Consider the following 25497-nt stretch of genomic DNA (forward strand, 5'->3'; position numbering starts at 1 on the left):
CCGGACGCGGCGGGCGCGCGGTCATATCCACCGGCTCCGCCGGGTGCGCGCGGTCCGCGCCATCATCAGCGAGGCGGCGAAGATCACCGCGCCGCCGACATAGGTCTGGAGCGGCACCAGCTCGCCGAAGAACAGGTAGGCGAGGGCGGCCACCACTGGCAGCCGCAGGAAATCGAACGGCACGATCAGCGAGGCGTCGGCCAGCGACAGCGCGCGGGTGACCAGGCCCATGTTCAGCGCGCCGATGACGCCCTGGGCGGCCAGGAACAGCCATTGCTCGGCGGTCGGCGTGACCCAGACCAGCGCCGCCGGAACCGCCGCGATCGGCACCGTGACGATCAGGTTCCAGGCCACCAGCGTCTCGGTCCGGTCGCGCGCCGACATCGGTTTCAGGATCAGCTGGATGATCGACAGCAGCAGCGCGCCCAGCAGCGCGAACAGCAGCCCCGGCGGAATGCCGTCGTGCTGGCCGGGACGCAGGATGATCACCACGCCGGCGAACCCGGCGATCACCGCCAGCACCCGCGCCGCCTGCGGCCGTTCCGACAGGAACGCCCAGGCGCCGATGGTGACGAAGATCGGCGCGGTGAAGGCGATCGCGGTCACGTCCGCCAGCGGCGCCAGCGCGAAGGCGGCGAAGAACGCCACCAGCGAGCCCAGTTTCAGCGCCGCGCGCACCACGTGCATCCAGCGGTAGCCCGAGCGCAGCACGCCGGGCCGCATCAGGATCCAGGGCAGAAAGACCAGCAGCCCGAACAGCGCCCGGGTGAAGCCGATCACGAAAGGATGGACGTCGGGCGAGACCGACCGCACGATGACCGCGTCGATCGCGTTCAGCACCGCGACCAGAAGCATGAGGATCACGCCCAGGACCGCCGCCCGATCGGTGTCGCTGGCCTTCAGGCTGCCGGTCATGTCGTCGGTCGTCCCCCCTGCGGCGACTCGGCGGTCGCCTTCTGCCTGGCCGCCAGTGTTGGCGGGAGCGAGCAATATGTCAACTGTCTTGCAGGGGCGGTGCCGGACGCTGATCGGATCGCAGAAATAGTTGTGCATTTCTAATCCATTGCTGGTTGCATGGATCTTGCGCGATGACTGATGACATCAGTTACAACTTGACAACTTGTGTTTTGCACCGCATTGGTGCGGCGAGTGACCAGGGGGGATGCAATGGACGCCAGCGACGATACCGGCCTGCCGGAGCCCACGCCCGACCGGATCGCGGCGGGGATGGACGGGGTGCTGCGGCCGACCGCCCCCGGCCGGCGCGAGGCGTTGCTGCCGTCGCCCTGCGTGCAGAATCACGCCGCCTTTCTGGCGCTGCAGCCGCAGGGGCTGGCCTGCCTGTGGTTCGGCGGCTCGCTCGAGGGCAAGGCCGACATCTCGGTCTACCGCTCGGAGCTGGACGGCGGAACCTGGCGCGCGCCGCAGGCGATCAGCGACGACCCCGACCGTTCCGAGCAGAACCCGATCCAGTTCGACGCGCCGGACGGACGCCGCCTGTTCCTCCACACCGCGCAGCCCGGCGGCGATCAGGATGCCTGTGTCGTGCGCCTGCGTGCCGAGGGCGGCCCACCGCGGGACCTGCCGCTGCCGCGCGGCACCTTCGTGCGCGCGCCGGTTCAGGTGCGCGCGGACGGCGCCTGGCTGCTGCCGCTGTTCCGCTGCGTGCCGCGGCCGGGGCAGCGCTGGACCGGGGCGCACGACACCGCGGCGCTGGCGATCAGCGCCGATCGGGGCGAGACCTGGCGCGAGATCGAGGTGCCCGGCTCGACCGGCTGCGTGCACATGACCCTGGTGCCGCTGGGCGACGGGCGCATCGCCGCGTTCTTTCGCCGGCGGCAGGCGGATTTCGTCCATCGCAGCGAAAGCGCCGACGGCGGCGAAAGCTGGAGCGTGCCGCAGCCGACAGACGTGCCCAACAACAACTCGTCGATCTCGGTGGTGCCGCTGCCCGACGGGCGGCTGGCGATGGCCTGCAACCCGATCAACGCGGCGATGCACCCGGACCGACGGGCGTCGCTGTACGACGAGCTGGGCGACGATACGCGCCCCAGCGCCAGCGGCGGCTGCAATCCGGTCTGGGGCGTGCCGCGCGCGCCGCTGAGCCTGTGCCTGTCCGAGGACGGCGGCCGCAGCTTCCCGCTGCGCCGCGTGGTCGACGACAGCCCCGGCACCTGCCTGTCGAACGACAGTCTCGACGGCCGCAACCGCGAGCTGTCATACCCGTCGCTGGTGGCGCACGCGGACGGCACGCTGGATCTGGCCTATACCTTCTTCCGGCGCGCGATAAAGCACGTCAGGCTGGCGCCGGACTGGACGGAGACGACATGATCGGAATCACCATCGGCGACCCGGCGGGGGTCGGCCCGGAAATCACCCTCAGGGCGGTGGCGGACATGGCGCCCGCGGATCGGGCGCGCACGCGGATCTACGGCTGCCGGCGCACGCTGGCGGCCGCCGAGGCCGCCATTGGCGTGCCGCTGGCGGACGGGGTGGCGGTGGTCGACCTGCCGGTGGCGGACGCGCCGCTGCCGTTCGGCGCGGCGGACCCGCGCGCCGGCGACGCCGCATACCGCTTCATCGCCGCGGCGGTGGCGGCGGCCGAGGCCGGCGAGATCGGCTGCATCGTGACCGCGCCGATCAACAAGGCGGCGCTGAACGCCGCCGGGCACCATTACGACGGCCACACCGGCATGCTGGCGGCGCTGACCGGCGAGACCCGCGCCTTCATGCTGCTGGCGTCCGCGCGGCTGAAGGTGATCCACGTCTCGACCCATGTCAGCCTGCACGACGCCATCGACCGGGCGACGCCCGAGCAGGTGCTGGCGACGATCCGCGCCGGGCACGCGCACCTGCGCCGCATCGGCATCGACGCGCCGCGGATCGCCGTCGCCGGGATCAACCCGCACTGCGGCGAGGGCGGGCTGTTCGGCACCGAGGACGACACCCAGGTCGCCCCGGCGGTCGAGGCTGCCCGCGCCGGGGGCATCGACGTGACCGGTCCGGTGCCCGCCGACACCGTGTTCCACCGCGCCTATCAGGGGGCGTTCGACCTGATCGTCGCGCAGTACCACGACCAGGGCCACATCCCGATCAAGCTGGTCGCGTTCGACACCGCGGTGAACGTCTCGCTGGGGCTGCCGATCGACCGCACCTCGGTCGACCACGGCACCGCCTTCGACATCGCCGGCAAGGGTGTCGCCAGCCACGAGAACATGAACGAGGCGATCGCCTATGCGCGCCGCCTGGTCGCAGGAGGAAAGACGTGACCCATCAGATCAGCGGCGTGCACTGCGCCGCGGCGACCCCGGTGACCGCGGACGGCGCGCCGGACCTGGCGCTGTTCACCGCACACTGCCATGCGCTGCTGGAGGAGGGCTGCCACGGCATCGCCATGCTCGGCACCACCGGCGAGGCGAACAGCTTCGGGCTGCGGCAGCGGATGGCGCTGCTGGACGGCGTCATCGACGGCGGCGTGCCCGCCGCGACGCTGCTGCCCGGCACCTCGGCGCCCTCGGTCGCGGACACGGCCGAGCTGACCGCGCACGCGGTCCGGTCCGGGGCGAAGGGCGTCGTGCTGCTGCCGCCCTACTACTACAAGGGCGTCGGCGACGAGGGGCTGTACCGGTTCTACGCCGGCGTCATCGAGGCGGTGGCCGACGACCGCCTGCGGGTGGTGCTGTACCACATCCCGCAGGTCACGCAGATCCCGCTGGGCCACGAGCTGATCGCGCGGCTGCTGGAGGATTTCCCCGGCATCGTCTGCGGCATCAAGGACAGCAGCGGCGAGATGCCGAACATGGAGGCGATGTGCCGCCGGTTCCCGCAGCTGGGCGTTCTGGCCGGGGCCGATCCGCTGATGCTGCCGCTGCTGCGGATGGGCGGCGCGGGCTGCATCACCGCCACCTCGAACCTGCGCGCGGACGCGCTGCGGGTGGTGTGGGACGGCTGGCAGGACCCCGCGCGGGCGGCGGAGGTCGCGGCGGCGCAGGCGCGGATCGACGCCTGGCGGACGCTGACCAACCGCCACGTTCAACTGCCGACGGTGAAGGCCATGCTGGCCCGCAGCCGCGGCAATCCGGGCTGGCTGGACCCGCTGCCGCCGCTGGTCGAGCTGACCGAGGCGCAGCGGCAGGACGTGTGGGACGAAATGGACCGCCTGGGCGGCTGAGGAGCGGGCGATGAGCGACATATCCCGGGCGATCACCCTGAACCTGCCGCCGCGGATCGAGATCGGCAAGGGCGCCGCGGCGCGGCTTGGCGACTGGGCCGCGGGATACGCGCGCGTGCTGGTGATCGCGCAGCCGGTCACCGCGGGCATGGTCGGCCGGCTGGGCCTGAGCGGCGAGATCACGGTGTTCGACGCCGTCGCGCCGGAGCCCAAGGACAGCGACCTCGAGGCCGCGCTGGCCGTCGCCCGCTCGGTGCGGCCGGATCTGGTGGTCGGGCTTGGCGGCGGCTCGGTGATGGACGTGGCCAAGCTTGTCGCGGTGCTGTGGAACGGCGCGCAGACGCTGGCGGACGTGGCCGGGCCGAACCGGGTGGCGGGCAGGCACGCGGCGCTGGCGCAGGTGGCGACCACCGCCGGCACCGGCTCGGAGGGCGGGATCCGCGCGCTGATCACCGACGGCGCCACCGGCATGAAGGTGGCGGTGGAAAGCCCGCACATGCTGGCGGACCTGGCGGTGCTGGACCCGGAGCTGACGATGACCGTGCCGCCCGCGGTCACCGCCGCCACCGGCATCGACGCGCTGGCGCATTGCGCCGAGGCGTTCACCAGCCTGCGGGCGCACCCGCTGATCGACGGCTACGCCCGCATGGGCATCGCCCTGGCCGGCCGTTTCCTGGCCCGCGCCGTCGCCGACGGCGGCGATGCCGAGGCGCGCGGCGGCATGCTGCTGGCGTCGTTCTACGGCGGGCTGTGCCTGGGGCCGGTGAACACCGCCGCCGGCCATGCGCTGGCCTATCCGCTGGGCACCCGCGCCGGACTGCCGCACGGGCTGAGCGTGGCGCTGCTGTTTCCGCAGGTATTGGCGTACAACGCCCCCGCCAGCGCCGACAAGACCGGCGAGATCCTGCGGATGCTGGGGCTGGAACCGGCGGCCGAGCCGCAGGCGGTGGCCGGCCAGACCAAGGATTTCTGCACCGCGCTGGGCATGACCATGTCGCTGCAGGCGCACGGCGTCGCGGCCGGCGATCTGCCCGGCTGGGCCGCCGAGGCGCACGGCATCCGCCGGCTGATGGACAACAATCCGCGCGACATGACCGTCGAGGCGGTCGAGGCGATCTACCGCGCCGCGTTCTGATCCTCAGGCCCGGGGCGGGTCAGCCCGGGGCCCTCGAACAGCCGGTCGCGCGAGCCGATCAGGTGCCGGCGCATCAGCGTCTCGGCCAGCGCCGGATCGCGATCGACGATCGCGTCGTGGATCGCCCGGTGCTCGTCGAACACGTGACGCAGGCCGTCGGGCGTGGCCTTCAGCGACTGGCCGTGGAACTGCATGCCGACGGCGATGTGTTCCTTCAGCGCCTCCATCGCGGTGGTGAAGTAGCTGTTGTCGCTGGCGCGGGCGATCGCGCCGTGGAAGGCGAAATCGGCATCCTCGCGGTGGCGCTTGCGGGCGGTGGCGTCGCGCATGATGTCCAGCGCGGCGCGGATCTCGGCCAGGTTGGCCTCGGTCCGGCGCTCGGCCGCGGCGGCGGCCACGGCCGGCTCCAGCGTCAGCCGGAACTCGTAGCAGCGCTGCAGCCCGGCGATGCTTTCCAGCGGGCCGAAGCCCAGCGGTTCGCGCACGCCGGGCTGGCGCACGAAGCTGCCCGCGCCGCGGCGCGAATAGATCAGCCCCTGGTCGCGCAGCCGTTTCAGCGCCTCGCGGATCACCGGGCGGGAGACCTGGAACTCGGCCGCCAGGTCGAACTCGGTCGGAAGCCGCTCGTCCGCGGCGTAGGCGCCGGACTTGATCGCGTGCATCAGCCGGTCGAACACCATGTCGCCGAGGTTGCGCCGGGTGCGCGGCGTGCGGCGGTCGGTGCGGGTGCCGGGGGCCATCGCGTCAGGCCCCGACGCCGGCGGCCACGCCGGCCAGCCGGAGCAGCGCGTCGGCGTCGCCGAAGCCGCCGGACTTGGTGACCACCACCTGGTCCCCGGCGCGGCACAGCGGCAGCCCCGGCAGCGCCTCGCCGCGCACCTCGAGCAGCGCGATCCCGAGCCGGTCCAGCGCCGCCTCGGCGGTGGCGCCGCCGGTCAGCAGCATGCCGCGCGCCCGGCGCAGATGCGGCGCCAGCGTTTCGGCGAAGGCGCGGGCGACCCGGTCCGGCGGAACGCGGCCGTCCTCGGTGGCCTGCAGCAGCGTCAGCTCCGCCGCCGGCGGCGGTGCGGTGGGCGCGGCCGGTAGCCCCGACGGGCAGGGCAGATGGTGCAGGTCCGGGCAGGCGGCGCGCAGCCGCGCCACCTGCGCGAGGGTGATCGGATCGGTCGAGCCGACGGCGATGCAGGCGGGCCGCGGAAGCGCCGGATCGACGGTCAGCGGCGGTGCCGACATGAGCCCCGCCAGCGCCTGGGCCAGGCCGCGCGCGCCGACCAGCACGGCCGCGGCCGGCGCTGCGGCGACCGCCGCGGCGATGTCGGCCTGCACCTCGGCGTCGGGCGCATGCGCCCGGTCGGCGGCCAGACCCAGCGCCCGGCGGACCGGGACCGGATCGGCAACGCCGAAGCCGCACAACGCGCCGTCGCGGACGACGCGGCCGAAATCCGGGATCGCCGGCAGCACCAGGAACCGCCGGTCGCCGAACGCCGCAAGCTCGGCCGGGATGTTGCCCTTCAGCCGCGAGTCGATCTTCTTCATCACCCGCACGTCGGGCGGCAGGCTGGCCAGCACCTCGGCCACCGCGCGGGCGGCGGCGGGGGCCGAGATCTCGCGCGATCGGGTCGATACCGCGACCACCGCCGCGCCCCGCGCCAGCGCGTCGGGCAGCGCGGCGGGCGAGGTCGCCGCGACCACGCCGCCGGCGATGCCCGCGAACGGCGCCGAGGCGTCCAGCGCACCGGTCAGGTCATCGGCGACTATAACGAGTCTGGGGGCGATCATCGGGCGCTGCTGGACCGTGGTGAATTTGTATGATGATTTCAGATTAACCCTTACAGGTCAACGCGCTTTATCTTTGCTGTTGATTACATCCGGGGGGCGGCGGGCGCGCCCGTGCGCACTCAGTTCATGTAGCTGCCGCCGTTCGCGTTCAACGTCTCTCCGGTCACGAAAGCCGACTGGTCCGATGCCAGGAACAGGACCACGTCGGCGATCTGCTCGGGCGTGCCGAGCCGGCCCAGCGGCACCCGCCCGAGGACCGTCTGGCGGTAGTCCGGCGGCCATTGCGCGGTCATGTCCGTCTCGACCGGGCCGGGGCAGACCGCGTTGACCCGGATGCCGTGCGGCGCCATCTCCTGCGCCAGGTGCATGGTCAGGTAGTTGACCGCCGCCTTCGAGGCGCCATAGGCCGGCGCGGCGTTGCGGTGCGGGGTCTTCGCCGCCGAGGAACTGACGTTGACGATGCTTCCGGCGCCGCGCGCGATCATCGCCGGCAGCACCGCGCGGCAGAAATGCAGGGTGCCGTTGAGGTTCACGTCCAGCACCCGCTGCCAGTCGGAAAACGCCATCTCGAGCGTGCCGGAGCGGGTGTTGATGCCGGCGTTGTTGACCAGGATGTCGACCGCGCCGAACCGCTTCGCTGCGGCGGCGCCGACCGCGGCGGCGGTGTCCTGCCGCGCCACGTCGCCGGCGACGGTCAGCGCCTCGGCGCCCAGTTGCCGGCAGGCCTCGGCCACGTCCTCCAGCAGGTCGGCCCGGGTGCCGTTCAGCACCAGGCGGGCGCCGCCTTGCGCCAGCCGCAGCGCGATCGCCCGGCCGATGCCGCGGGTCGCGCCGCTGACGATGGCAGTCTTTCCGTGCAGCATGACAGGTCCCCTTGTCCAGCGGTGCAGATCCATCCCTGCACCGGCCGCGGGCGCGGGGGCCATCGCCGGGATTCGATCTTGACGGGCCGGCCGCGACGGGGGATCAGTTTACCGCGAATGGAATAAATACCGAACGGCATTCATCGGCAGGATCCGGTCACGGCAGTCTTGTCATACCAAACGGCACCATTCGGCTTGCCTGCCGGGCGCGATCGCGGCATGTATCGGCCCGCGGGTGACGCTGCGGCAGGGGCCGCGGCAGCCGGCGCCGGATCGGTCCGGTCACGGGATCAAACGAAGGGCGGCGCAACCGCCAAGGAAGGGAAATGGCATGAAATTCGTACGTTTCGGCGAGCGGGAGAATGAGAAACCGGGCGTTCTGGACGCCGACGGCACGATTCGCGACCTGTCGGGGAAGATCGACGATCTGGCGGGCGATGTCCTGACCGACCTGGACACGCTCAAGGGCGTGGACCTGGCCGCGCTGCCGGCGGTGTCCGGCGCGCCGCGCCTCGGCCCGCCGGTGGCGGGCACCGGCAAGTTCATCTGCATCGGCCTGAACTACGCCGATCACGCCGCGGAATCCGGTCTCGAGGTGCCGCCCGAGCCGGTGATCTTCATGAAGGCCACCAGCGCGATCTGCGGCCCGAACGATCCGATCATCGTGCCGCGCACCAGCGAGAAGACCGACTGGGAGGTCGAGCTGGCGGTGGTGATCGGCAAGCGCGCGAAATACGTCTCCGAGGACGAGGCGATGGCGCATGTGGCCGGCTACGCGATCACCAACGACGTCTCCGAGCGCGCCTTCCAGGCCGAGCGCGCGGGGCAGTGGACCAAGGGCAAGTCCTGCGACAACTTCGGCCAGATCGGGCCCTGGCTGGTGACCCCGGACGAGGTCGCCGACCCGCAGCAGCTGAAGATGTGGCTGACGGTGAACGGCAAGACCATGCAGGACGGCAGCACCGCGACGATGGTCTACGGGGTGAAGTTCCTGGTCAGCTATCTCAGCCAGTTCATGACCCTGCACCCGGGCGACGTGATCTCGACCGGCACGCCGCCGGGCGTGGGCCTGGGCATGAAGCCGCCGCAGTACCTCAAGCCCGGCGACGTGGTCGAGGTGGGCATCGAGGGCCTGGGCCAGCAGCGCCAGGACGTGGTCGCCGACGACTGACGGCGCCGGCCCGTTTCCGCGCCGGTCGGTTCCGGCGCGGATGCCGTTTGGGCCGCGACCCCGAGTCGGGGTAGACTTCCGCCGGCATACATTCATGCCAGAGGGGGGAACGCGATGAGCGTCGCACGTGTCACGGAAATCTCGGCCACGTCCGCGAGCAGTTTCGAGGATGCGGTCAACAAGGGCGTTGCCCGCGCGTCCGAGACGTTGCGCAACGTCAAGTCGGCCTGGGTCAAGGAGCAGCAGGTCCGGATCGACGGCTCCAAGATCGTCGAGTACCAGGTCAACCTGATGGTGACCTTCGTCCTCGAGGACTGACCGAATGGCGTCGCTCGCCGGCGTCACTCGGTGGTGAAGGTGCCGCGCCAGAGCTCGAGGAACCGCGCCCGTTTCTGCCGGTCGAGGCCGACCAGCAGCACCGGCGACAGCGGGATCTGGCGCAGCACCGCGCTGCCCGAGGGCAGCGTCAGCAGCGTCTCGTCCGGCTCGTCCAGATCGACGATCAGCCGCGCGGCGGCCAGTTCGCGCCGGCCGGCATCCGACAGCAGGAAGTCCAGCAGCAGCCCCGCGTCGTCGGGGTTGCGGGCGCCGGCGGGCAGCATCGCCGCGCGCGACAGCACCAGCGTGTAGTCGTCGGGGGCGACCACCGCCAGGTTCGGCGCGGTTTCGGCACGGGCCAGCGCATACGAGCCCAGCACGTTGTACGCGACCAGGAACCGGCCGGCGATCACGCCGTCGATGATCTCGGCCGAGCAGCAGGTTGCGACCGCGCCCGAGCGGCCGAACGCCTCGATCAGGCTGCCGAAGGTGGTGGCCTGCCGCGAATCCACGAACGCGAACAGATAGCCCAGCCCCGACGCCTCGATGTCGTAGGTGGCGACGCGGCCGGCGTAGGGGCTGTCGGCGGGCCGCAGCAGGTCGATCAGGTCAAACCGCGAGCGCGGCGCCTGGCTGGCCGGCACCAGGTCGCGGTTGTAGACCAGCACCGCCGGCTCGCGGGTGATGCCGAAGATCTCGTCGCGCCAGCTGGCGCCCGCCGGCAGCCGGTCGGTGCGCGCCGAGCGGTAGGGGCGGGCGCAGCCGTCGTTGACCAGCTTCACCAGCTGGTCGACGGCCGAGCTGATCAGCAGGTCCGCGTCCGCCGCGTCGGCGGTGCAGGCGGCCTCGCCGGCGGCGTAGAGCCCGTTCGAGCTCCATTGCTCGTATTCGACGCGCACCTCCGGGCTCGCGGCGACGAAGGCGCCGAGCACCGGGCCGAACAGCGCGATGTCGGTGGTGCCGCGCACCAGCAGCGTGCGCGGCGCGTCGGTCGCGCCGAAGCCGCGCGTCGCCTCGGGGTCGGCCTGCGCCGATGCTTCCGGCGCCAGCAGCAGCAGCGCGAGCCCGAGCAGCGCGCGCAGGCTCATGCGCCGCCCCGGTCCGCGGCCGGCAGGTCGATCGCCGCCTCGAACGTGCCGCCGGCGGTGCGGCGGAACGCCAGCCGCCCCTTGTGCGCGGTCGCCACCGCCTGGACGATGGCCAGGCCCAGCCCGGCGCTGTCGGCGCTGACGCCGCGGCTGCGCGCGAAGCGGGCGCCGGCGTCGGCCCATTGCGCCGCCGGCATGCCGGGCCCCGCATCGCGCACCGCGATGCAGGCGGTGCCGGCGGCGACGCGCACCGTCAGGGTGACCGGCGGCTGCCCGTGGCGCAGGGCGTTGAGTACCAGGTTCTTGCTGGCCTCGACCAGCGACAGCGGATCGCCCTCGGCCCAGACCGGGTCCTCGGGCAGGTCGAGATGCGGGCGGATGCCGTCGCCCAGCAGGTCGTGGTCGGTCTGCTCGAGCGTGCGGATCGCGACGGTGCGCAGGTCGATGCGCGCCAGCGCCGCCGAATCCGCGCGGTGGATGATCAGCGCGTGGCTGAGCAGCTGGTCGGCCAGCCGGCCGAGGGTGACCGAGCGGCGGTGGATCCGCGCGACGGCGGCGCGCAGGCGCTCCGGGTCGGTCTCGTCGGCGGCCAGCTCGGCCTGGGCGCGCACCGCGGCGATCGGCGTGCGCAGCTGGTGCGAGGCATCGGCGATCAGGTTGCGCATCACCCCGACCTGCCGGTCGAGCCGCGCCACGAACCGGTTCAGCGCCGCGACCAGGCTGGCGATCTCGCGCGGGACGGCGACGGTGACCGGGGTCAGGTCGTGCGGCGGCCGCCCGGCGATGTCGCGCTCGATCCGGCGCAGGGGCTGCAGCGCCGAGCGCACCGCGAACACGGCGAGGCCGGACATCACCAGCCCGGCGATGCCGGCGGCGATCAGCGCGTTGCGGGTGATCTGGTTGGCCAGACGCGCGCGGGCGCGGGTGGTCTGCCCGACCAGCACCTCGACCACCCCCGAGAAGCTGCGTTCGGCGAACGGCCGGCGGACGTGGGCGACGCGCACCGGCTCGCCGCGGAAGGTGGCGTTGAAGAAGGTGGCCTGCGACGGCGGCGGGCGCAGCGTGTCATAGCCGGTCAGCAGCCGGCCGGCGGGGTCGTGGATCGCGTAGACGATGCGATCGTCCGGGGCGAGCGAGAGCAGTTCGAACGCCGAGACCGGCAGGTCCACCACCACCTCGCCGCCGCGCACCGACAGCGCGTCGGCGATCTGCGTCGCCGCGCCGATCAGCAGCCGGTCGTAGGACTGCTGTGCGGCGCTGCGGCCGTAGGCCAGCGCCGCCACCCCGACCGCGATCCCGCCCAGCGCGAAGATCAGCGCCAGCGCCCCCGCCAGCCGCGCGGTCAGCGACAGGCGCAGGGCCGGGCGGCGGTCAGCCCTCGACGACAAGCTGGTACCCCAGACCGCGCAGCGTGCGGATCGCGACCGAACTGCCGTCGAGCTTGCGGCGCAGGCGCGCGACGTAGATCTCGACCGTGTTCGGCCCGACCTGGTCGTCGTCGAACGAGAACATCCGATCGAGGATCCGCTGCTTGGGGATCACCCGGCCGCGGTCGGCCAGCAGCGCCTCGAGCAGGCTGAACTCGCGCCGGGTCAGCGCCAGCGGCCGGCCGGCGGCCTCGACGGTGCTGCCGGCGGGATCGAACACCAGATCGCCGAACCGCACCGTGCCCGAGCGGTCCGGGCCGGTGCGCCGCGCCAGCGCCCGGACCCGCGCCTCGAGTTCGCGCAGGTCGAACGGCTTGACCAGGTAGTCGTCGGCGCCGCCGTCCAGCGCCGCGACCCGGTCGTCGATGTCCGAGCGCGCGGTCAGCATCAGCACCGGCGTCGCCTTGCGCCGCGCGCGCAGCGTGCGCAGCACGTCTGTGCCGCTGCCGTCGGGCAGGCCGATGTCCAGGATCGCCACGTCGTAGTCCTGCACCGCGATGCTGTCCTGCGCCGCCTCGACCGAGGCGACGTGATCGACCGCGTCGCCGCGGCGGCGGAAGCTTTCGGCCACCGCGTCGGCGACATCGGTGGTATCCTCGACCAGCAGGATGCGCACCCGCGCCGTCCCTCCCTGACTGCGGCTCTTGCCGGCCGCCGGTCCACTATAGGTGCCGCCGGGGCGGGTGCAATCCGCGCCGGCTTCGGCCGATGACAGGTTGGTGACAGCTTGGCGCTGTATCAGGCCGGGGTCCGGGCCGTGCGTCCGGGGCCAACGAGACACAAACGAGGAGGAAACCACGATGTCGCATCCCGTCACCCTCAAGCGCGGTATCGCCGCGACGCTGATCGTCCTGGGCGCCGCGACGGCCGCGCCGGCGCAGGACTTCGCGCCCGAGTCGCCCGAGTGCATCGCCCCCGCCAACCCCGGCGGCGGCTGGGACTTCACCTGCCGCCAGGTCGGCAAGTCGCTGCAGGACCTGGGCATGATCGACAAGACCATGCAGGTGGTGAACCTGGCCGGCGGCGGCGGCGGCGTCGCCTTCGCCGAGGTGGTGAACAAGCGCAACGACCAGAACGACCTGATCGTCGCCGCCTCGACCGCGACCGCGACCCGTCTGGCGCAGGGCGCCTATCCGGGCAACACCCGCGACCAGGTGCGCTGGCTGGGCACCATCGGCGCCGACTACGGCATGATCGCCGTCGCCGCCGACAGCGAGGTCGAGACCCTGCCGCAGTTGCTGGACATGATCAAGGAAGACCCGCGCTCGGTCTCGGTCGCGGGCGGCTCGGCGGTCGGCGGATGGGATCACCTGAAGGTGCTGATCGCCGCGCAGGCCGCCGGCATCGAGGACGTGCGCCAGGTCAAGTACATCGCCTTCAACGGCGGCGGCGAGGCGGTGACGCAGCTGCTGGCCGGCTCGGTCCAGGCGTTCACCGGCGACATCTCCGAGGCCAAGGGCTTCGTCGATTCGGGCGACATCAAGGTGATCGCCGTGCTTTCGCCCGAGCGTCTGCCGGGCGAGTTCGCCGACTTCCCGACCGCCAAGGAGCAGGGCATCGACGTGGTCGGCGCCAACTGGCGCGGCTTCTACGCGCCGGGCAACATGAGCGACGACGCCTACAACTTCTGGGTCGACACCATCGGCAAGCTCTACGACACCGAGGAGTGGAAGCAGGTGATGGCGCAGAACGGCCTGGCCCCGCTGGACCTGCAGGGCGAGGAGTTCGAGGCCTTCGTCGCCGATTCGGTCGGCAGCATCACCGAGATCTCCAAGGAAATCGGCATCATCAAGTGATGCGATCCGGCCGGCCCCGGGATCCGGGGCCGGCTGCAACCAACATTGGGCGGGAGGGGCGCATGAGCGACCGCGTGTTCGGCGGCGTCGGCCTGGCGCTGGCGGTTTTCTACATCTGGCAGGCCACGCTGATCGAGGAAAGCTTCATCCAGGACATGGTCGGGCCGAAGATGTTCCCGTTCATCATCGGCGCCGTGCTGGGCCTGTCGAGCCTGTGGTTCCTCCTGCGGCCCGATCCCTCGCCGCGCTGGCCGGGCGCGGGCCGGCTGTTCGAGATCGGCATGGCGGTGGCGGTGATGGTCGCCTATACGATCATGCTGCCCGAGCTGGGCTTCGTGATCGCGACCGCGATCGCCTCGGCCTACCTGACCTGGCGGCTGGGCACCCGGCCGCTGCAATCCGTGGTCGCGGGCGTCGCGACCTCTCTGGGCATCTATGTGGTGTTCCGGCTGATCCTTGGCCTGTCGCTGGCCAAGGGTCCGCTGGGGTTCTGAGAGAGAGGGACCGATGGACGTTCTTGCATCCCTTGGCGACGGTTTCGTCGTCGCGCTGACCTGGCAGAACCTGCTGCTGGCGCTGCTGGGCTGCCTGCTGGGCACGATCATGGGCGCGTTGCCGGGGCTGGGCCCGTCGAACGGCGTGGCGATCCTGATCCCGCTGGCCTTCACCCTGGGCCTGGGCGCGACCCCGGCGCTGATCCTGCTGACCTCGGTCTACTATGGCGCGATGTACGGCGGGCGGATCAGCTCGATCCTGCTGAACATTCCCGGCGACGAGCCGGCGCTGATGACCTGTCTCGACGGCTATCCGATGGCGCAGGCCGGCCGCGCCGGCGAGGCGCTGGCGCTGTCCGGCATCGCCTCGTTCGTCGGCGCGTTCTTCGCCACCTGGGGGCTGGTGTTCCTGGCGCCGCAGCTGGTCAAGGTCGCGCTGCTGTTCGGGCCGGCCGAGTACTTCGCGCTGTTCACCCTGGCCTTCGCGACGCTGGGCGGCATCGCCTCGACCAACCAGGCCAAGGCGGCGTTCGCCGCGGCGCTGGGGCTGGGGCTGGCGACGGTCGGCGTCGACGGGCAGACCGGCGTGCCGCGCTTCACCTTCGGCGAGGTGCATCTGTACGACGGCATCGACTTCCTGGTCGCCATCGTCGGCCTGTTCGCGCTGTCCGAGGTGCTGATCTTCCTCGAGCACCGCGGCACCGACGCCGACGTCACCGGGCGCAAGATCGAGGTCGGCCGCATCGTCCCGTCCTGGAGCCTCGTGCGCAGCTGCATCCCGACCATGGGGCGGACCACGGTGCTGGGCTTCATCGCCGGCGTGCTGCCGGGGGCGGGCGCGTCGCTGGGCTCGTTCATCAGCTACTCGATGGAAAAGCGGCTGGTGGACCGCGAGGGCACCTTCGGCAAGGGCGATCCGCGCGGCGTCGCCGCCCCCGAGGCCGGCAACAACGCCGCCGCCGGCGGCGCGCTGGTGCCGATGCTGGCGCTGGGCGTGCCCGGCTCGGGCACCACTGCGGTGCTGCTGGCGGTGCTGCTGGCGCTGAACATCACGCCGGGGCCGCTGCTGTTCCAGAACAACCCCGACGTGGTCTGGGGCCTGATCGCGGCGCTGTTCATCGGCAACTTCATGCTGCTGGCGATGAACATCCCGATGGTGGGCCTGTTCACCCGCGTGCTGCTGGTGCCGCCGCGGCTGCTGATGCCGGTGGTGGCGATGGTCAGCTTCGTCGGCATCTACGGCATTTCCGGCTCCAGCTTCGATCTGCAGGTGATGGTCGGCTTCGGGGTTCTGGGCTGGGTGCTGCGCAAGCTGGACGTGCCGCTGGTGCCGGTGATCCTGGGCACGCTGCTGGGCAACGAGATGGAGGCGAACCTGCGCCGGGCGCTGACGATCTCGGACGGCGACTGGTCGGTGCTGGTCGGCAGCCCGCTGGCGATCACGCTGTGGGTGATCGCCGTCGTCGGCTTCGTGCTGCCGATCCTGTTCGGCAAGGTGCTGAAACGCCGGATGCGGATGTCCCGCGACGAGGAAGGCGCGCTGACCGACTGAGAACGCGCCGGCACGCCGCCGGCTGCCGCATTACCCGGCGCGGCGCGGCCCGGGCCCCGCGCCGCCGTTGACAAGCGCCGTTCCGGGCCCGAACACTGCCGCGAAACGGCAGCGGAGGACGGCATGAGCGCAGCGGAAGCGGACCGGGGGCAGGGCGCGTGAGCCTGGGCGTCGGCGTCATCGGGGCGGGCATCATGGGCGCCGATCACGCCCGCATCATCCGCGAGGAGACGGCGGATGCGCATCTGGTCGGCGTCGCCGACGCCGACCTGGCGCGCGCCGAGCGCGCCGCGGCGGGGGCGCGCGCGGTCACCGACGGCATGGCGCTGATCGGCGCCGGCGACGTCGACGCGGTGATCGTCGCCTCGCCCGATCCGACCCACGCGCCGCTGACGCTGGCGGCGATCGCGGCCGGCAAGCCGGTGCTGTGCGAGAAGCCGCTGGCGGTCACCCCCGAAGACTGTCTGCGCATCGCCGAGGCCGAGGCGAAGGCCGGCCGCAAGCTGGTGCACACCGGCTTCATGCGCCGGTTCGATCCGGCCTATGGCGAGCTGAAGGCGGCGATCGACGGCGGCGGCCTGGGGCCGGTGCGGCTGCTGCATTGCCTGCACCGCAACCAGTACGTGCCCGGCTGGTTCCAGCCGCAGATGGCGATCACCAATTCCTTCGTCCACGAGATCGACGTCTGCCGCTGGCTGCTGGGCGCCGAGTTCGTCGCCGCCACGGTGATCCCGTCGACCTCGGACGCGTACGATCCGCTGGGCGATCCGCTGCTGATCGTGCTCGAGACCGACGCCGGGGCGCTGGTCTCGACCGAGGTGTCGATGAACGCCGAATACGGCTACCACGTCCACGCCGAGGCGGTGTGCGCGCGCGGCACCGTGGCGATGGCCGAGCCGGCACGCACCCTGACCCGCACCGACGGCGCGCGGCGCAGCGGCTATCCGGTCAACTGGATCCCGCGCTTCGCCGACGCCTACCGGATCCAGGCCCGCGCCTGGGTGGCGGCGATCGGGCAGGGCTCGGTTGACGCGCAGGCGGCGGACGTCTGGGACGGCGCGGTGGCGACGATCCTGGCCGAGCAGATCGTCGAGGCGCTGCGGACACGGCGGCGGGTGGCGCTGGAGTTGCCGCCGCGGCCGCAATGAACAGCGCCGGCGGCTAGCCTTCGATCCGCTCGATCATCCTGTAGTCGCGGGCGTAGTGCGCGCGGATGATCGTCCGGGCCCGGTCCGAGACCGCGACCGGGGTCGGTGCGGACTGCCGGTGCCGGTGCCGGAACGGCTCGGCGGCGGCCTCGCCGACGATGCCGGCCATCGCCCGGTGCAGGCCGCGCAGCGGGATCGCGTGGCTGTACCGGATCGGCATCAGGTGATCCGCCTGCGGCCGGCAGTGCGGATCGGCGTTCAGCCGGGCGAACTCGCAGAACCGCTCGAAACTGCCCGGTTCCTCGCCCATGGTGCGCCGGTAGGTCGCCAGCAGATCGGTGTTGGTGTCCCGGTCGAGGATCTTGTTGCGGTACAGGCTGACCAGCCGCTCCTCGGGGTCGCGCCAGACGAAGATCGTCGCATCGTGCCGCCGCCACGGCCGCCACGGGTGCGCGCGCGCAATTTCGGCGATGTGCGTCGCGTCATCGTAGCCCAGCGCCGCCTTGAAGGTCGAGCAGCCGTTCTTGCGGATGTAGGCATAGGCGATCAGCCTGCCGCCCAGCCGGAACGACAGGTGGGTGCGGCCGATCCGGGGCGGGAAGCGGTTGTCGTACATGGCGGCAATGTGGGGTCCGGCGGCGGCGGACGCAATCGCCCGGCGGCAACGAGAAGGGCCAGCCGCGCTTGGCGGCTGGCCCCCGGGGTCCGTGCCGGCGGGGCTACTGCGCCAGGCAGTCGCCGGCGTTGGCGTTGGTGCAGACGTCGAGACCGGTGAAGATCGGATCCTCGACATCCTTGCCCTCGGCGAGGTCCTTCATGATGAACATCGCCCTGTAGCCCATCTCGAACGGCCGCTGGCCGACCTGGCCGTTGGACAGCCCGTCGCTCAGCTGCTCCATCTGCATCGGCAGGGTGTCGGCGACGATGATCGACATCTCGCCGGAATCCATCCGGTCCTTGTAGGGCTCGACGGCCTGGCGATAGGCGTTGTCGAACCACTGCGTGAACGCGCCGGTCGACACGAACGCGGTCAGGTCCGGGTTCGCCGACAGGATGTCGGTCATGCCCTGCACCGCCTTGTTGCCGTCGTCGTCGGTGATCAGCGGACAGCCGGAAATCTCGGTCCAGCCGCCCTGGCCGCTCAGCGGGTCGCCCGGCGGGGTGCCCAGCGTCTCGCCGGACAGGGTCTCGCGGATGCCGAGCAGCCGCTCGTTGTGGTTCGCAGCCGCGGCGCCGCCGGTCTGCAGGCAGATGGTGCCGCCGTCCGGGTGACGCTCCATGGTGAGCTCGGCGAGGTTCACGCCGATATCGTAGTTCTTGGTGCCGACATAGGTGCTGCGCAGCGCCTTGTCCTCCTCCAGCAGGTCCGAATCCCAGGTCATCACCGGAATGCCGGCGTCGGCCGCCGCCTTCAGCGCCTTGGCCATCGCCGGCGCGTTCGACGGCGCCACGGCGATGCCGTCGACGCCCTTCGAGATCAGGTCCTGCACGATCTGGATCTGCTCCATCTCGGTGTGCTCGCCCGGGCCGATGTACTCGCAGGTGACGTCGGGCAGTTCTTCCTGCGCCTTGTTGCAGCCGTCGCGCGCCAGGTCGAAGAACGGGTTGTTCATCGCCTTCGGCACCAGCGCGAATGTGTAGTCCTGGGCCAGTGCCGCTCCCGGCATCAGCAACGCGGCCAGCGCCGCAGCAGTCATCAGTCTTCTCATGGTTCCCTCCCTTGGGGTCAGTGGCACGGGCGGCTTGGTTTTTATTGCCGCCCGCGGTTGCGGATCTGTTCCAGAAGCACCGCGAGGATCAGGAACAGTCCGACGAAGAACTGCTGCCAGAGCGCGTCGATGCCCGCCAGCAGCAGAGAGTTCCGGATCAGCTCCATCAGCGCGGCGCCGATCGGCGCGCCGACGGCGTAGACCACGCCGCCCATCAGGTTGGCGCCGCCGATCACCGATGCGGCGATCACGTTCAGCTCGTACGTCAGCCCCAGCGCGTTGGTGACCGAGCCGAACCAGCCCACCATCAGGAACGCGGCCAGCCCGGCGCAGAGCGAGCTGAGCATGTAGACCGAGACCACGACCCGCTCGACCGGGATGCCGGCCAGCTTCGCCGCGTGGGCGTTGCCGCCGATGGCGATCACCCAGCGGCCCCAGATCGAGTAGCGCCACACCCACCAGAACACCGCCGTCAGGATGATCAGCACCCAGACCGGGTTCGGCACGCCGATGACGCTTTCGCCGCCGATCCATTCGAACAGGTCCTGGTCGGGGCCGAACTCGTAGATCATCTTGTTGTTGGACACGACCATGGCGATCGAGCGCGCCATCGCCAGCATCCCCAGCGTCACCACGAATGGCGCCATCCTGAGATAGGCGATCAGCACCCCGTTGACGAAGCCGACCGTCGCCGCCGTGGCCATGCACGCCAGAAAGCCGAAGACGATGCCGTAGCCGGCCTGCATCACCAGCCCGGCGACGATCCCGGCCAGACCCATCAGCGAGCCGACCGACAGGTCGATGCCCGCGGTGCAGATCACCGCCGACATGCCCAGCGCCATGATTCCGAAGAAGGCGAAGTTGCGGGTGATGTTGAACAGGTTGCGTTCGCTGAGGAACACGTCCGAGACGAAGTTCATCACGATGCCGATGGCGATGATCGCGACGAACACCCAGAACGGCTGCGTGCGGATCGCCGCCTGCAGTGCCGTCATCTCGCTGCGCGAGGTGATGCTGTCGTCGATCTCGGCGTGCGAGCGGGCGGCGCCCTGTTTTTCGGTGGTGTCGGTCATGCGTGCTCTATCGCCCCCGTGATCAGGCCGGTGACTTCTTCCGGGCTGGTTTCGCCGATGTGCTTGTCGGCGACCTTGGCGCCGCGCCGCAGCACCGCCACGCGGTCGCAGACCGCGAACACGTCGGGCATGCGGTGGCTGACCAGGATCACCGCGTGGCCGGTTTCCTTCAGCCGTTCGATCAGCGCCAGCACCTCGGCCACCTGCCGCACCGAGATCGCCGCCGTCGGCTCGTCCATCAGCACCAGCTTGGGGTCCGACAGCCGGGTGCGGGCGATGGCGACCGCCTGCCGCTGGCCGCCCGACATCTGCCGCACCAGATCGCGCGGGCGGGTCTCGGACTTGAGCTCGCCGAACAGCTCGCCGGCGCGGCGGTACATGTTGCGGTAGTCCAGATAGCGGATCGGGCCGAACGACTTTTTAAGCTCGCGGCCCAGGAACACGTTCGCCGCCGCGGTCAGGTTGTCGCACAGCGCCAGGTCCTGGTAGACGATCTCGATCCCGTTCTCGCGGGCGTCCAGCGGCTTGTGGAAATGCACCTCCTGGCCCTCGATCCGCAGCCGGCCGCCGGTCGGCGGAAAGTTCCCGGCGATGATCTTCATCAGCGTCGACTTGCCGGCGCCGTTGTCGCCCATCAGGCCGACCGCCTCGCCCGCGGCGACGGTCAGATCGATGCCCTGCAAGGCGTGGATCGCGCCGAAGCTTTTCGTGATGCCGTCGAGCTCCAACAGGCTCATCACATCCCTCCCGGTATCGGCCGCGGCACTGCTGGCCAGTTCTTTTTGTCGTGCCGTCAGACGAGGATCGTCACAGAGGGCGGCAGTTGTCAATAATTTGTTCAACTATGGATTTAATGCCGAAATGCCGAAATGCCGAAACGCCGGGCCGGCGCGGCCGCTACCGGTTCGGGCGCGACAAGACGAAGGCCGCCGCCGCGGCCAGCACGACGCCCTGGATCGCCAGCATGTAATGCGGCGCGTCCAGAAACAGCACCGAGCCGGCGAAACTGACCGCCATCGCCGCGCAGGCGACGGCCTTCCAGCGCGGGGCGATGGCGCCGGTTCGCTCCCAGTCGTCGACGATCGGCCCGAAATGCCGGTGCCCCATGATCCGTTGGCGCAGCGCCGGCGAGCCCTTGCCGAAGGCGAGCGCGGCCAGGATGATGAAGGGCGCGGTCGGGATCACCGGCAGCAGCGCGCCGATCACGCCCGCCAGCAGAGCCGCGCAGCCCAGCCCGGTCCACAGCGCCTTCGAGCCTGCCGTGCGCACATTCTCCGCGCCGGCGGCGCGGGTCCTGTCCGCAGCGGGTGTGTCGTTTTCGGTTGATGTGTCCACGCGTCCTGAACAAAGCGTCCGCGCCCCTCGCGTCAAGGGGCAGGTCTTGAATGTTCGGGAATAGTTCGCTGTAGTCCGCGTGCGGGTTCCCCGGAAATTCCGGCGTTGCGCGCCGGTGTCGGGATGCACGGAGGTCCGGATGAAGATCGAGATCGACGAAGGCGGCGTCACCGTCGCGGCCGACGAGATTGCACCGCTGCTGGGGCTGGCCCCGGCCGAGGTGCGGGCGAAGATGCGCTCGGGCGAGATCACCACCATGCATGAACAGGGCACCGGAGACGACGCCGGCCGGTTCCGCGTCACTTTCTTTTACGCCGGGCAGCGCCTGCGGCTGACCTGCGCGGCGGACGGCACCGTGCTGAGCCGGGTGCAGAACCCGGTCAAGCCGCCGCCGGTCAGGAAATAGGCCGGTCCCGGGGTCAGTCCTTCGCCCGGTCGCCGGCGGGGGCGCGCAGCCTGATGTCCACCTGCGGCCGGCTGTCGCCCGACAGGAATTCGTCGTAAAAGGCCACCAGGGTCGGCTTCGGCCGGCCGGGAAAGGCCCGGTCCCAGCGCCCGGTGTAGCTGACGAAGATGCCGCGCCGGTGTTCGGGCCGGGGGGCCGCGCCCGCCGGGCGGCTGGCGACCAGCTGGCCGCGGTAGTCGCATTTCAGCTGCCCGTCGACCCAGATCCGGAGGTAGCCGTCCGGCGTGGTCGCGAAATTGGTGTTGACCACGATGTCCACCCAGCGGCCGCGCGCGGCCGCCATGTCGAACAGCCGGCACACATGGCCCCCGTTCTGCGCCGGACCCCAGCCGCGGCTTTCGGCCATGTCGGCAAGCTGCACGGCCACGTCGCCGGTCTGGTCCGGCAGCGGCGTGCAGATTTCCGGGCGACAGGTTTCGCCGCCGGCTTCGCCCGTGCCGGTCTGCACCAGGCGGAAGATCGCGGGCGATGCGCCGGCAAGCTTCCACTGACCGACCACGACGCGCAGCGCATTGTCGGCGGCGAAGGCCGGGATGGTAGCGTTGTAGAAGCTCCAGCCGTACCAGATGTCGGTGTCGAGCCGCGCGGAAACCGCGCTGTCGTCCTGCCGGATCTCGGCCCGGTAGCGGGGCGCGCCGCAGTCGCTGCCGCCGCAGTCGCCGTCGCGCAGTTCGAACCGCTCGCTGCGGCGGCCGGCGCGCACCGGCTCGTCCGCCTGCGCAAAGCGGAAGGCATGCTCGGCCGGGCTGAACAGCCTCTCGTAGTTCGCGGGGCCGCCGGTGCGCGGGCCGCCGCACGCGGCGAGAAGCGCAAGGGCCGCTCCGACGGCGATCCAGCGGGTGGTGGTCGGCATTCTCGCATTCCTCGGCGGTACGCAGGCAAGGCTTCCGGCCCCGGATCTGTGAAGTTGCCGACAGCCCAAGGTCAAGCGACGATGTTCCAAATACCCGCATGGATTGTAAACATCGTCGTCTTTCGCTTCACGAATGTAAATTGACGCCCGGAAACAACAAATCTGTTGCATTCCGGCAACCAATCCGGATCAGACATGATTCTGCCAAGAATGCCATCTATCGGCTTGCTCGCGTTGGAATACGGTGACGCAAAAAAAACAGGGGCCGAGGCAGGAATGGCTAGGATCAGCATCTTTGGAATAGGCTATGTCGGCGTCGTTTCGGCGGCATGTCTGGCGCGGGATGGCCACGACGTCATCGCGGTCGATGTCGATGCCGGCAAGATCGCGGCGATCAACGCGGGACTGGCGCCGATCGTCGAGACCGGCCTCGACGAGCTGGTCGAGGAGGTCGTCGCCGCCGGCAGGCTTCGGGCCACCGACGACGTCCAGCACGCGATCGACGCGACCGAGCTGTCCTTCATCTGCGTCGGCACGCCCAGCGCCGAGGACGGCAGCGTCGGCCTGGGCTACGTCGAGACGGTGTGCCGCGACATCGGCCGGGCGCTGGCCCGCAAGGACGGGCGCCATGCGGTGGTGATCCGCTCGACGACCGTGCCGGGCAGCACCGAAGGCACCTGCATTCCCGCGCTCGAAGCCGCCTCCGGCAAGCGCGCGGGCGCGGATTTCGGCGTCGGCTACTACCCCGAGTTCCTGCGCGAAAGCACCGCCATCAAGGACTACTACGATCCGGGCCTGATCGTGTTCGGCGCGCTGGACCCGGCGACCGCCGAGACGCTGACGGCGCTGAACGCGCCGCTGGGCTGCAAGATCCACGCGGTCGACCTGCGCACCGCGGAAATGGTCAAGTACACCTCGAACACCTGGCGCGCGGTCAAGGTCACCTTCGCCAACGAGATCGGCAACATCGCCAAGTCGGCCGGCCTGGACGGGCAGACGGTGATGGAGATCCTGTGCTCGGACAGCAAGATCGCGCTGTCGCCCTATTTCATGCGGCCCGGCTTCGCCTTCGGCGGCTCGTGCCTGCCCAAGGACGTGCGCGCCCTGCGCCACATGGCGGCCGCGAACGGCACCGCCACGCACCTGCTCGACGCGGTGCTGGAGGCGAACGCGGCGCAGATCGCCCGGGCCGAGAAGATGGTGCGCGACGCCGGGCACAGCCGCGTCGGCTTCGTCGGGATCAGCTTCAAGCCCGGCACCGACGATCTGCGCGAAAGCCCGCTGGCCGAACTGGCCTCGCGGCTGATCCGCGCCGGGGTGCAGGTGGACATCTACGATCCCTACGTGTCCGAGGCCTACAGCAGCGGGCACAGCGCCGCCGGCCGCGGCAACGACGTGATCCCGGACCTGAAGGACCGGCTGATCGACGATCTCGACCGGCTGATCGAGGGCGCCGGCGCGGTCGTCATCGGCAACCTCTACAACGAGACCGTGAGCCGGCTGGAAGAGGCCGCGGCCAACGTGCCGATGCTGGATCTGACGCGGCTGAACCGGCGCCTGGTCTCGGGCGGCCGGTACCAGGGCATCTGCTGGTAGGCCGCCGATGATGATGGCGCTTTCGCATGCCGCGTACCTCGCGGTCGTGGTGCTGCTTGCGGCGACGGTTCAGCCGTCGCACCTGGGCACGCTCGACGGGGCGCGGCAGACGATCGTCATCATCGGCTTTCTCGGCGCCTGGCGCTATTCCTGGGCCGCGCTGAACTTCACCCGCGCGGTGATCTTCCGCAGCTTCGTCTATCCGCGGCGCAAGGCGCGCCGGCACCGGCAGTTCCGGCAGCGCAACGCGCCGTCGCACGCCTACTTCCTGGTCACCTCGTACATGGTCGAGCCGGAGGTCACGGTGCCGGTCTACCGCGCGCTGTTCGCCGCCGCGGCCCGCGCCCGCGACGGCGCGACGATCGTCACCTCGGTGGTCGACGGCGCCGACGAGCGGCTGATCCGCGGCCTCTACAACAGCATGCTCGCCGACATGACCGGGGTGGAGCTGGTGATCGACCGGATCGCGGCCAACGGCAAGCGCGACGCGATGGCGCGGACCTTGCGGATCATCGGCCGCAAGTGCCCCTCGCACCGCGACATCGTGGTGTTCGTCGACGGCGACACCATCGTGCCGCAGGATATCGTCGCCGCCTCCGCGCCGGTGTTCACCGACCCCAAGGTCGGCGCGCTGACCACCGACGAGGGCGTGCTGATCGAGCGGCGGAACCTGTTCCGCGACTGGTTCGTGCTGCGCTTCAACCAGCGCCAGATGATGATGTGCTCGATGGGGCTCGGCAACCGGGTGCTGACGCTGACCGGCCGGATGTCGGTGTTCCGCGGCGATCTTGCGACCGATCCCGAGTTCATCGCGGCGATCAACGGCGACTACCTGGACCACTGGCGGCTGGGGCGGGTCAGGTTCCTGACCGGCGACGACAAGTCGACCTGGTTCTGGCTGCTGAAGAACGGGTACGAGACCGCCTACCTGCCCGACGTGCGGTCCTGGTCGATGGAGACGCAGCCCAGGCCGACGTTCCTGGACAGCTCGCGCACCCTGATGGTGCGCTGGTTCGGCAACATGATGCGCACCAACGGCCGGGCACTGCGGCAGAGCCCGCGCAAGATCGGCTTCTTCACCTGGTGGTCGGTCCTGGATCAGCGGCTGTCGATGTGGACGACGCTGGTCGGGCCGATCACGGTGATGCTGACCGCGATCTTCGAGACGCCGGCGATCATCCCGCTGTACATCGCCTGGGTGATGGCGACGCGCTATCTGTTCTGCGCCATCATCTCGGCGTTCTGCGGCACCTGGTTCCCGATCACCCATCCGCCGCTGCTGTACTTCGGCCAGGTCGCCGGGGCGCTGGTGAAGACCTTCGTCTTCTTCCGGCTCGACCGGCAGAAGTGGACGCGCCAGTCCGGCGGCGGCGGGGCGGTGGGGGCCGTTTCCGCGCTGGCGGACCGGCTCCGCTCGGCGGATTCGGCAGTGCACCACGCCCTGGCGCTGGTGTGGCTGACGATCGGCATCATGTTTCTGATCAAGGTCTGAGGTATCCCCGTGCGCGCCGTGCGAACCGACA

26 protein-coding genes are annotated in these 25497 nt (G+C 70.8%); 13 read left to right on the top strand and 13 right to left on the bottom strand.

The genetic code is table 11. From position 1 onward, the window contains the following. Positions 1–21: 21 nt before the first annotated feature. Positions 22–915, bottom strand: a complete 894-nt coding sequence (locus GE300_RS04135; RefSeq protein ID WP_154445182.1) for a DMT family transporter — start codon at positions 913–915, stop codon at positions 22–24. A 252-nt stretch (positions 916–1167) separates the two neighbouring features. Between GE300_RS04135 and GE300_RS04140 the strand changes: the two genes are divergently transcribed. The 4 genes from GE300_RS04140 to GE300_RS04155 are packed head-to-tail and all read left to right on the top strand — an operon-like array spanning position 1168 to position 5306. Further along, positions 1168–2331 carry a sialidase family protein gene (locus GE300_RS04140; RefSeq protein WP_154445184.1) on the top strand — a complete coding sequence of 388 codons (1164 nt, stop codon included), beginning with the start codon at positions 1168–1170 and terminating at the stop codon, positions 2329–2331. Continuing rightward, the gene (pdxA, locus tag GE300_RS04145; RefSeq protein ID WP_154445186.1) at positions 2328–3269 is read left to right on the top strand and encodes a 4-hydroxythreonine-4-phosphate dehydrogenase PdxA; all 942 of its coding nucleotides are present in this window, start codon (positions 2328–2330) and stop codon (positions 3267–3269) included. Before GE300_RS04140 ends, pdxA begins: the two co-directional genes overlap by 4 nt. Next, the gene (locus tag GE300_RS04150) at positions 3266–4171 is read left to right on the top strand and encodes a dihydrodipicolinate synthase family protein (protein ID WP_325063091.1); all 906 of its coding nucleotides are present in this window, start codon (positions 3266–3268) and stop codon (positions 4169–4171) included. Before pdxA ends, GE300_RS04150 begins: the two co-directional genes overlap by 4 nt. A gap of 10 nt (positions 4172–4181) precedes the next feature. Further along, a complete protein-coding gene (locus GE300_RS04155; RefSeq protein ID WP_154445188.1) occupies positions 4182–5306 on the top strand; it encodes an iron-containing alcohol dehydrogenase in 1125 nt (374 codons plus the stop codon). On the opposite strand, the gene GE300_RS04160 is transcribed toward GE300_RS04155, so the two are convergent. The 3 genes from GE300_RS04160 to GE300_RS04170 all read right to left on the bottom strand — a co-directional run bounded on the left by GE300_RS04160 (position 5288) and on the right by GE300_RS04170 (position 7948). Continuing rightward, positions 5288–6046, bottom strand: coding sequence for a FadR/GntR family transcriptional regulator (locus GE300_RS04160; RefSeq protein WP_154445190.1), 759 nt, complete (start codon positions 6044–6046; stop codon positions 5288–5290). The genes GE300_RS04155 and GE300_RS04160 overlap by 19 nt on opposite strands. 4 nt (positions 6047–6050) lie before the next feature. After that, positions 6051–7085, bottom strand: a complete 1035-nt coding sequence (locus tag GE300_RS04165; protein WP_154445192.1) for a four-carbon acid sugar kinase family protein — start codon at positions 7083–7085, stop codon at positions 6051–6053. Between the two features lie 119 nt (positions 7086–7204). Further along, positions 7205–7948: an SDR family NAD(P)-dependent oxidoreductase gene (locus tag GE300_RS04170; RefSeq protein WP_154445194.1), complete on the bottom strand. Its 744-nt coding sequence runs from the start codon at positions 7946–7948 to the stop codon at positions 7205–7207. Between the two features lie 331 nt (positions 7949–8279). On the opposite strand from GE300_RS04170, the gene GE300_RS04175 reads away from it, so the two are divergent. Further along, the gene (locus GE300_RS04175) at positions 8280–9119 is read left to right on the top strand and encodes a fumarylacetoacetate hydrolase family protein (RefSeq protein WP_154445196.1); all 840 of its coding nucleotides are present in this window, start codon (positions 8280–8282) and stop codon (positions 9117–9119) included. 114 nt (positions 9120–9233) lie between these two features. Next, positions 9234–9437 carry a dodecin family protein gene (locus tag GE300_RS04180; protein ID WP_154445198.1) on the top strand — a complete coding sequence of 68 codons (204 nt, stop codon included), beginning with the start codon at positions 9234–9236 and terminating at the stop codon, positions 9435–9437. 23 nt (positions 9438–9460) lie between these two features. Here the strand turns inward: GE300_RS04180 and GE300_RS04185 are convergent, their stop codons facing one another. Genes GE300_RS04185 through GE300_RS04195 form a run of 3 tightly spaced genes read right to left on the bottom strand, consistent with a single transcriptional unit; the run spans position 9461 to position 12568 of the window. Beyond that, entirely contained in the window at positions 9461–10525 is a 1065-nt protein-coding gene (locus GE300_RS04185; protein ID WP_154445199.1) for an ABC transporter substrate-binding protein, read from the bottom strand. After that, positions 10522–11913: a sensor histidine kinase gene (locus tag GE300_RS04190; RefSeq protein ID WP_233416762.1), complete on the bottom strand. Its 1392-nt coding sequence runs from the start codon at positions 11911–11913 to the stop codon at positions 10522–10524. Before GE300_RS04190 ends, GE300_RS04185 begins: the two co-directional genes overlap by 4 nt. Further along, a complete protein-coding gene (locus GE300_RS04195) occupies positions 11897–12568 on the bottom strand; it encodes a response regulator transcription factor (RefSeq protein WP_325063092.1) in 672 nt (223 codons plus the stop codon). The genes GE300_RS04190 and GE300_RS04195 overlap by 17 nt, the downstream gene beginning before the upstream one ends. A 184-nt stretch (positions 12569–12752) precedes the next feature. Between GE300_RS04195 and GE300_RS04200 the strand changes: the two genes are divergently transcribed. From GE300_RS04200 to GE300_RS04215, 4 genes are all read left to right on the top strand, one after another. Next, entirely contained in the window at positions 12753–13748 is a 996-nt protein-coding gene (locus tag GE300_RS04200) for a Bug family tripartite tricarboxylate transporter substrate binding protein (protein WP_154445200.1), read from the top strand. Between the two features lie 62 nt (positions 13749–13810). After that, positions 13811–14242, top strand: a complete 432-nt coding sequence (locus GE300_RS04205) for a tripartite tricarboxylate transporter TctB family protein (RefSeq protein WP_154445202.1) — start codon at positions 13811–13813, stop codon at positions 14240–14242. A gap of 13 nt (positions 14243–14255) precedes the next feature. After that, positions 14256–15794 carry a tripartite tricarboxylate transporter permease gene (locus GE300_RS04210; protein WP_154445204.1) on the top strand — a complete coding sequence of 513 codons (1539 nt, stop codon included), beginning with the start codon at positions 14256–14258 and terminating at the stop codon, positions 15792–15794. Positions 15795–15952: 158 nt separating this feature from the next. Next, positions 15953–16942: a Gfo/Idh/MocA family protein gene (locus GE300_RS04215; RefSeq protein WP_325063093.1), complete on the top strand. Its 990-nt coding sequence runs from the start codon at positions 15953–15955 to the stop codon at positions 16940–16942. Positions 16943–16955: 13 nt separating this feature from the next. On the opposite strand, the gene GE300_RS04220 is transcribed toward GE300_RS04215, so the two are convergent. From GE300_RS04220 to GE300_RS23675, 5 genes are all read right to left on the bottom strand, one after another. Beyond that, complete coding sequence (locus GE300_RS04220; protein WP_233416763.1) at positions 16956–17558, bottom strand: sulfotransferase family 2 domain-containing protein; 603 nt, start codon at positions 17556–17558, stop codon at positions 16956–16958. A 103-nt stretch (positions 17559–17661) separates the two neighbouring features. Next, a complete protein-coding gene (locus tag GE300_RS04225; RefSeq protein WP_154445208.1) occupies positions 17662–18651 on the bottom strand; it encodes a sugar-binding protein in 990 nt (329 codons plus the stop codon). Between the two features lie 41 nt (positions 18652–18692). Continuing rightward, positions 18693–19724, bottom strand: a complete 1032-nt coding sequence (locus GE300_RS04230) for an ABC transporter permease (RefSeq protein WP_154445210.1) — start codon at positions 19722–19724, stop codon at positions 18693–18695. Then, a complete protein-coding gene (locus GE300_RS04235) occupies positions 19721–20461 on the bottom strand; it encodes an ATP-binding cassette domain-containing protein (RefSeq protein ID WP_154445212.1) in 741 nt (246 codons plus the stop codon). Before GE300_RS04235 ends, GE300_RS04230 begins: the two co-directional genes overlap by 4 nt. Positions 20462–20621: 160 nt before the next feature. Next, positions 20622–21059 carry a YbaN family protein gene (locus tag GE300_RS23675; RefSeq protein WP_325063094.1) on the bottom strand — a complete coding sequence of 146 codons (438 nt, stop codon included), beginning with the start codon at positions 21057–21059 and terminating at the stop codon, positions 20622–20624. A 139-nt stretch (positions 21060–21198) separates the two neighbouring features. Here GE300_RS23675 and GE300_RS04245 point away from each other — a divergent pair, with 139 nt between their 5' ends. Further along, a complete protein-coding gene (locus tag GE300_RS04245; RefSeq protein ID WP_154445216.1) occupies positions 21199–21465 on the top strand; it encodes a DUF6522 family protein in 267 nt (88 codons plus the stop codon). 13 nt (positions 21466–21478) lie between these two features. Here GE300_RS04245 and GE300_RS04250 read toward each other — a convergent pair whose 3' ends face one another. Then, complete coding sequence (locus GE300_RS04250; protein WP_233416764.1) at positions 21479–22378, bottom strand: heparin lyase I family protein; 900 nt, start codon at positions 22376–22378, stop codon at positions 21479–21481. Between the two features lie 276 nt (positions 22379–22654). On the opposite strand from GE300_RS04250, the gene GE300_RS04255 reads away from it, so the two are divergent. Both GE300_RS04255 and GE300_RS04260 read left to right on the top strand, forming a co-directional pair. Then, a complete protein-coding gene (locus GE300_RS04255; protein ID WP_154445220.1) occupies positions 22655–23974 on the top strand; it encodes a UDP-glucose dehydrogenase family protein in 1320 nt (439 codons plus the stop codon). Between the two features lie 7 nt (positions 23975–23981). Then, positions 23982–25466: a glycosyltransferase gene (locus GE300_RS04260; RefSeq protein WP_233416765.1), complete on the top strand. Its 1485-nt coding sequence runs from the start codon at positions 23982–23984 to the stop codon at positions 25464–25466. Positions 25467–25497: the final 31 nt, after the last annotated feature.

Origin of the sequence: Halovulum marinum (assembly GCF_009697225.1) — a bacterium.
GTDB classification, from domain to species: domain Bacteria; phylum Pseudomonadota; class Alphaproteobacteria; order Rhodobacterales; family Rhodobacteraceae; genus Halovulum; species Halovulum marinum.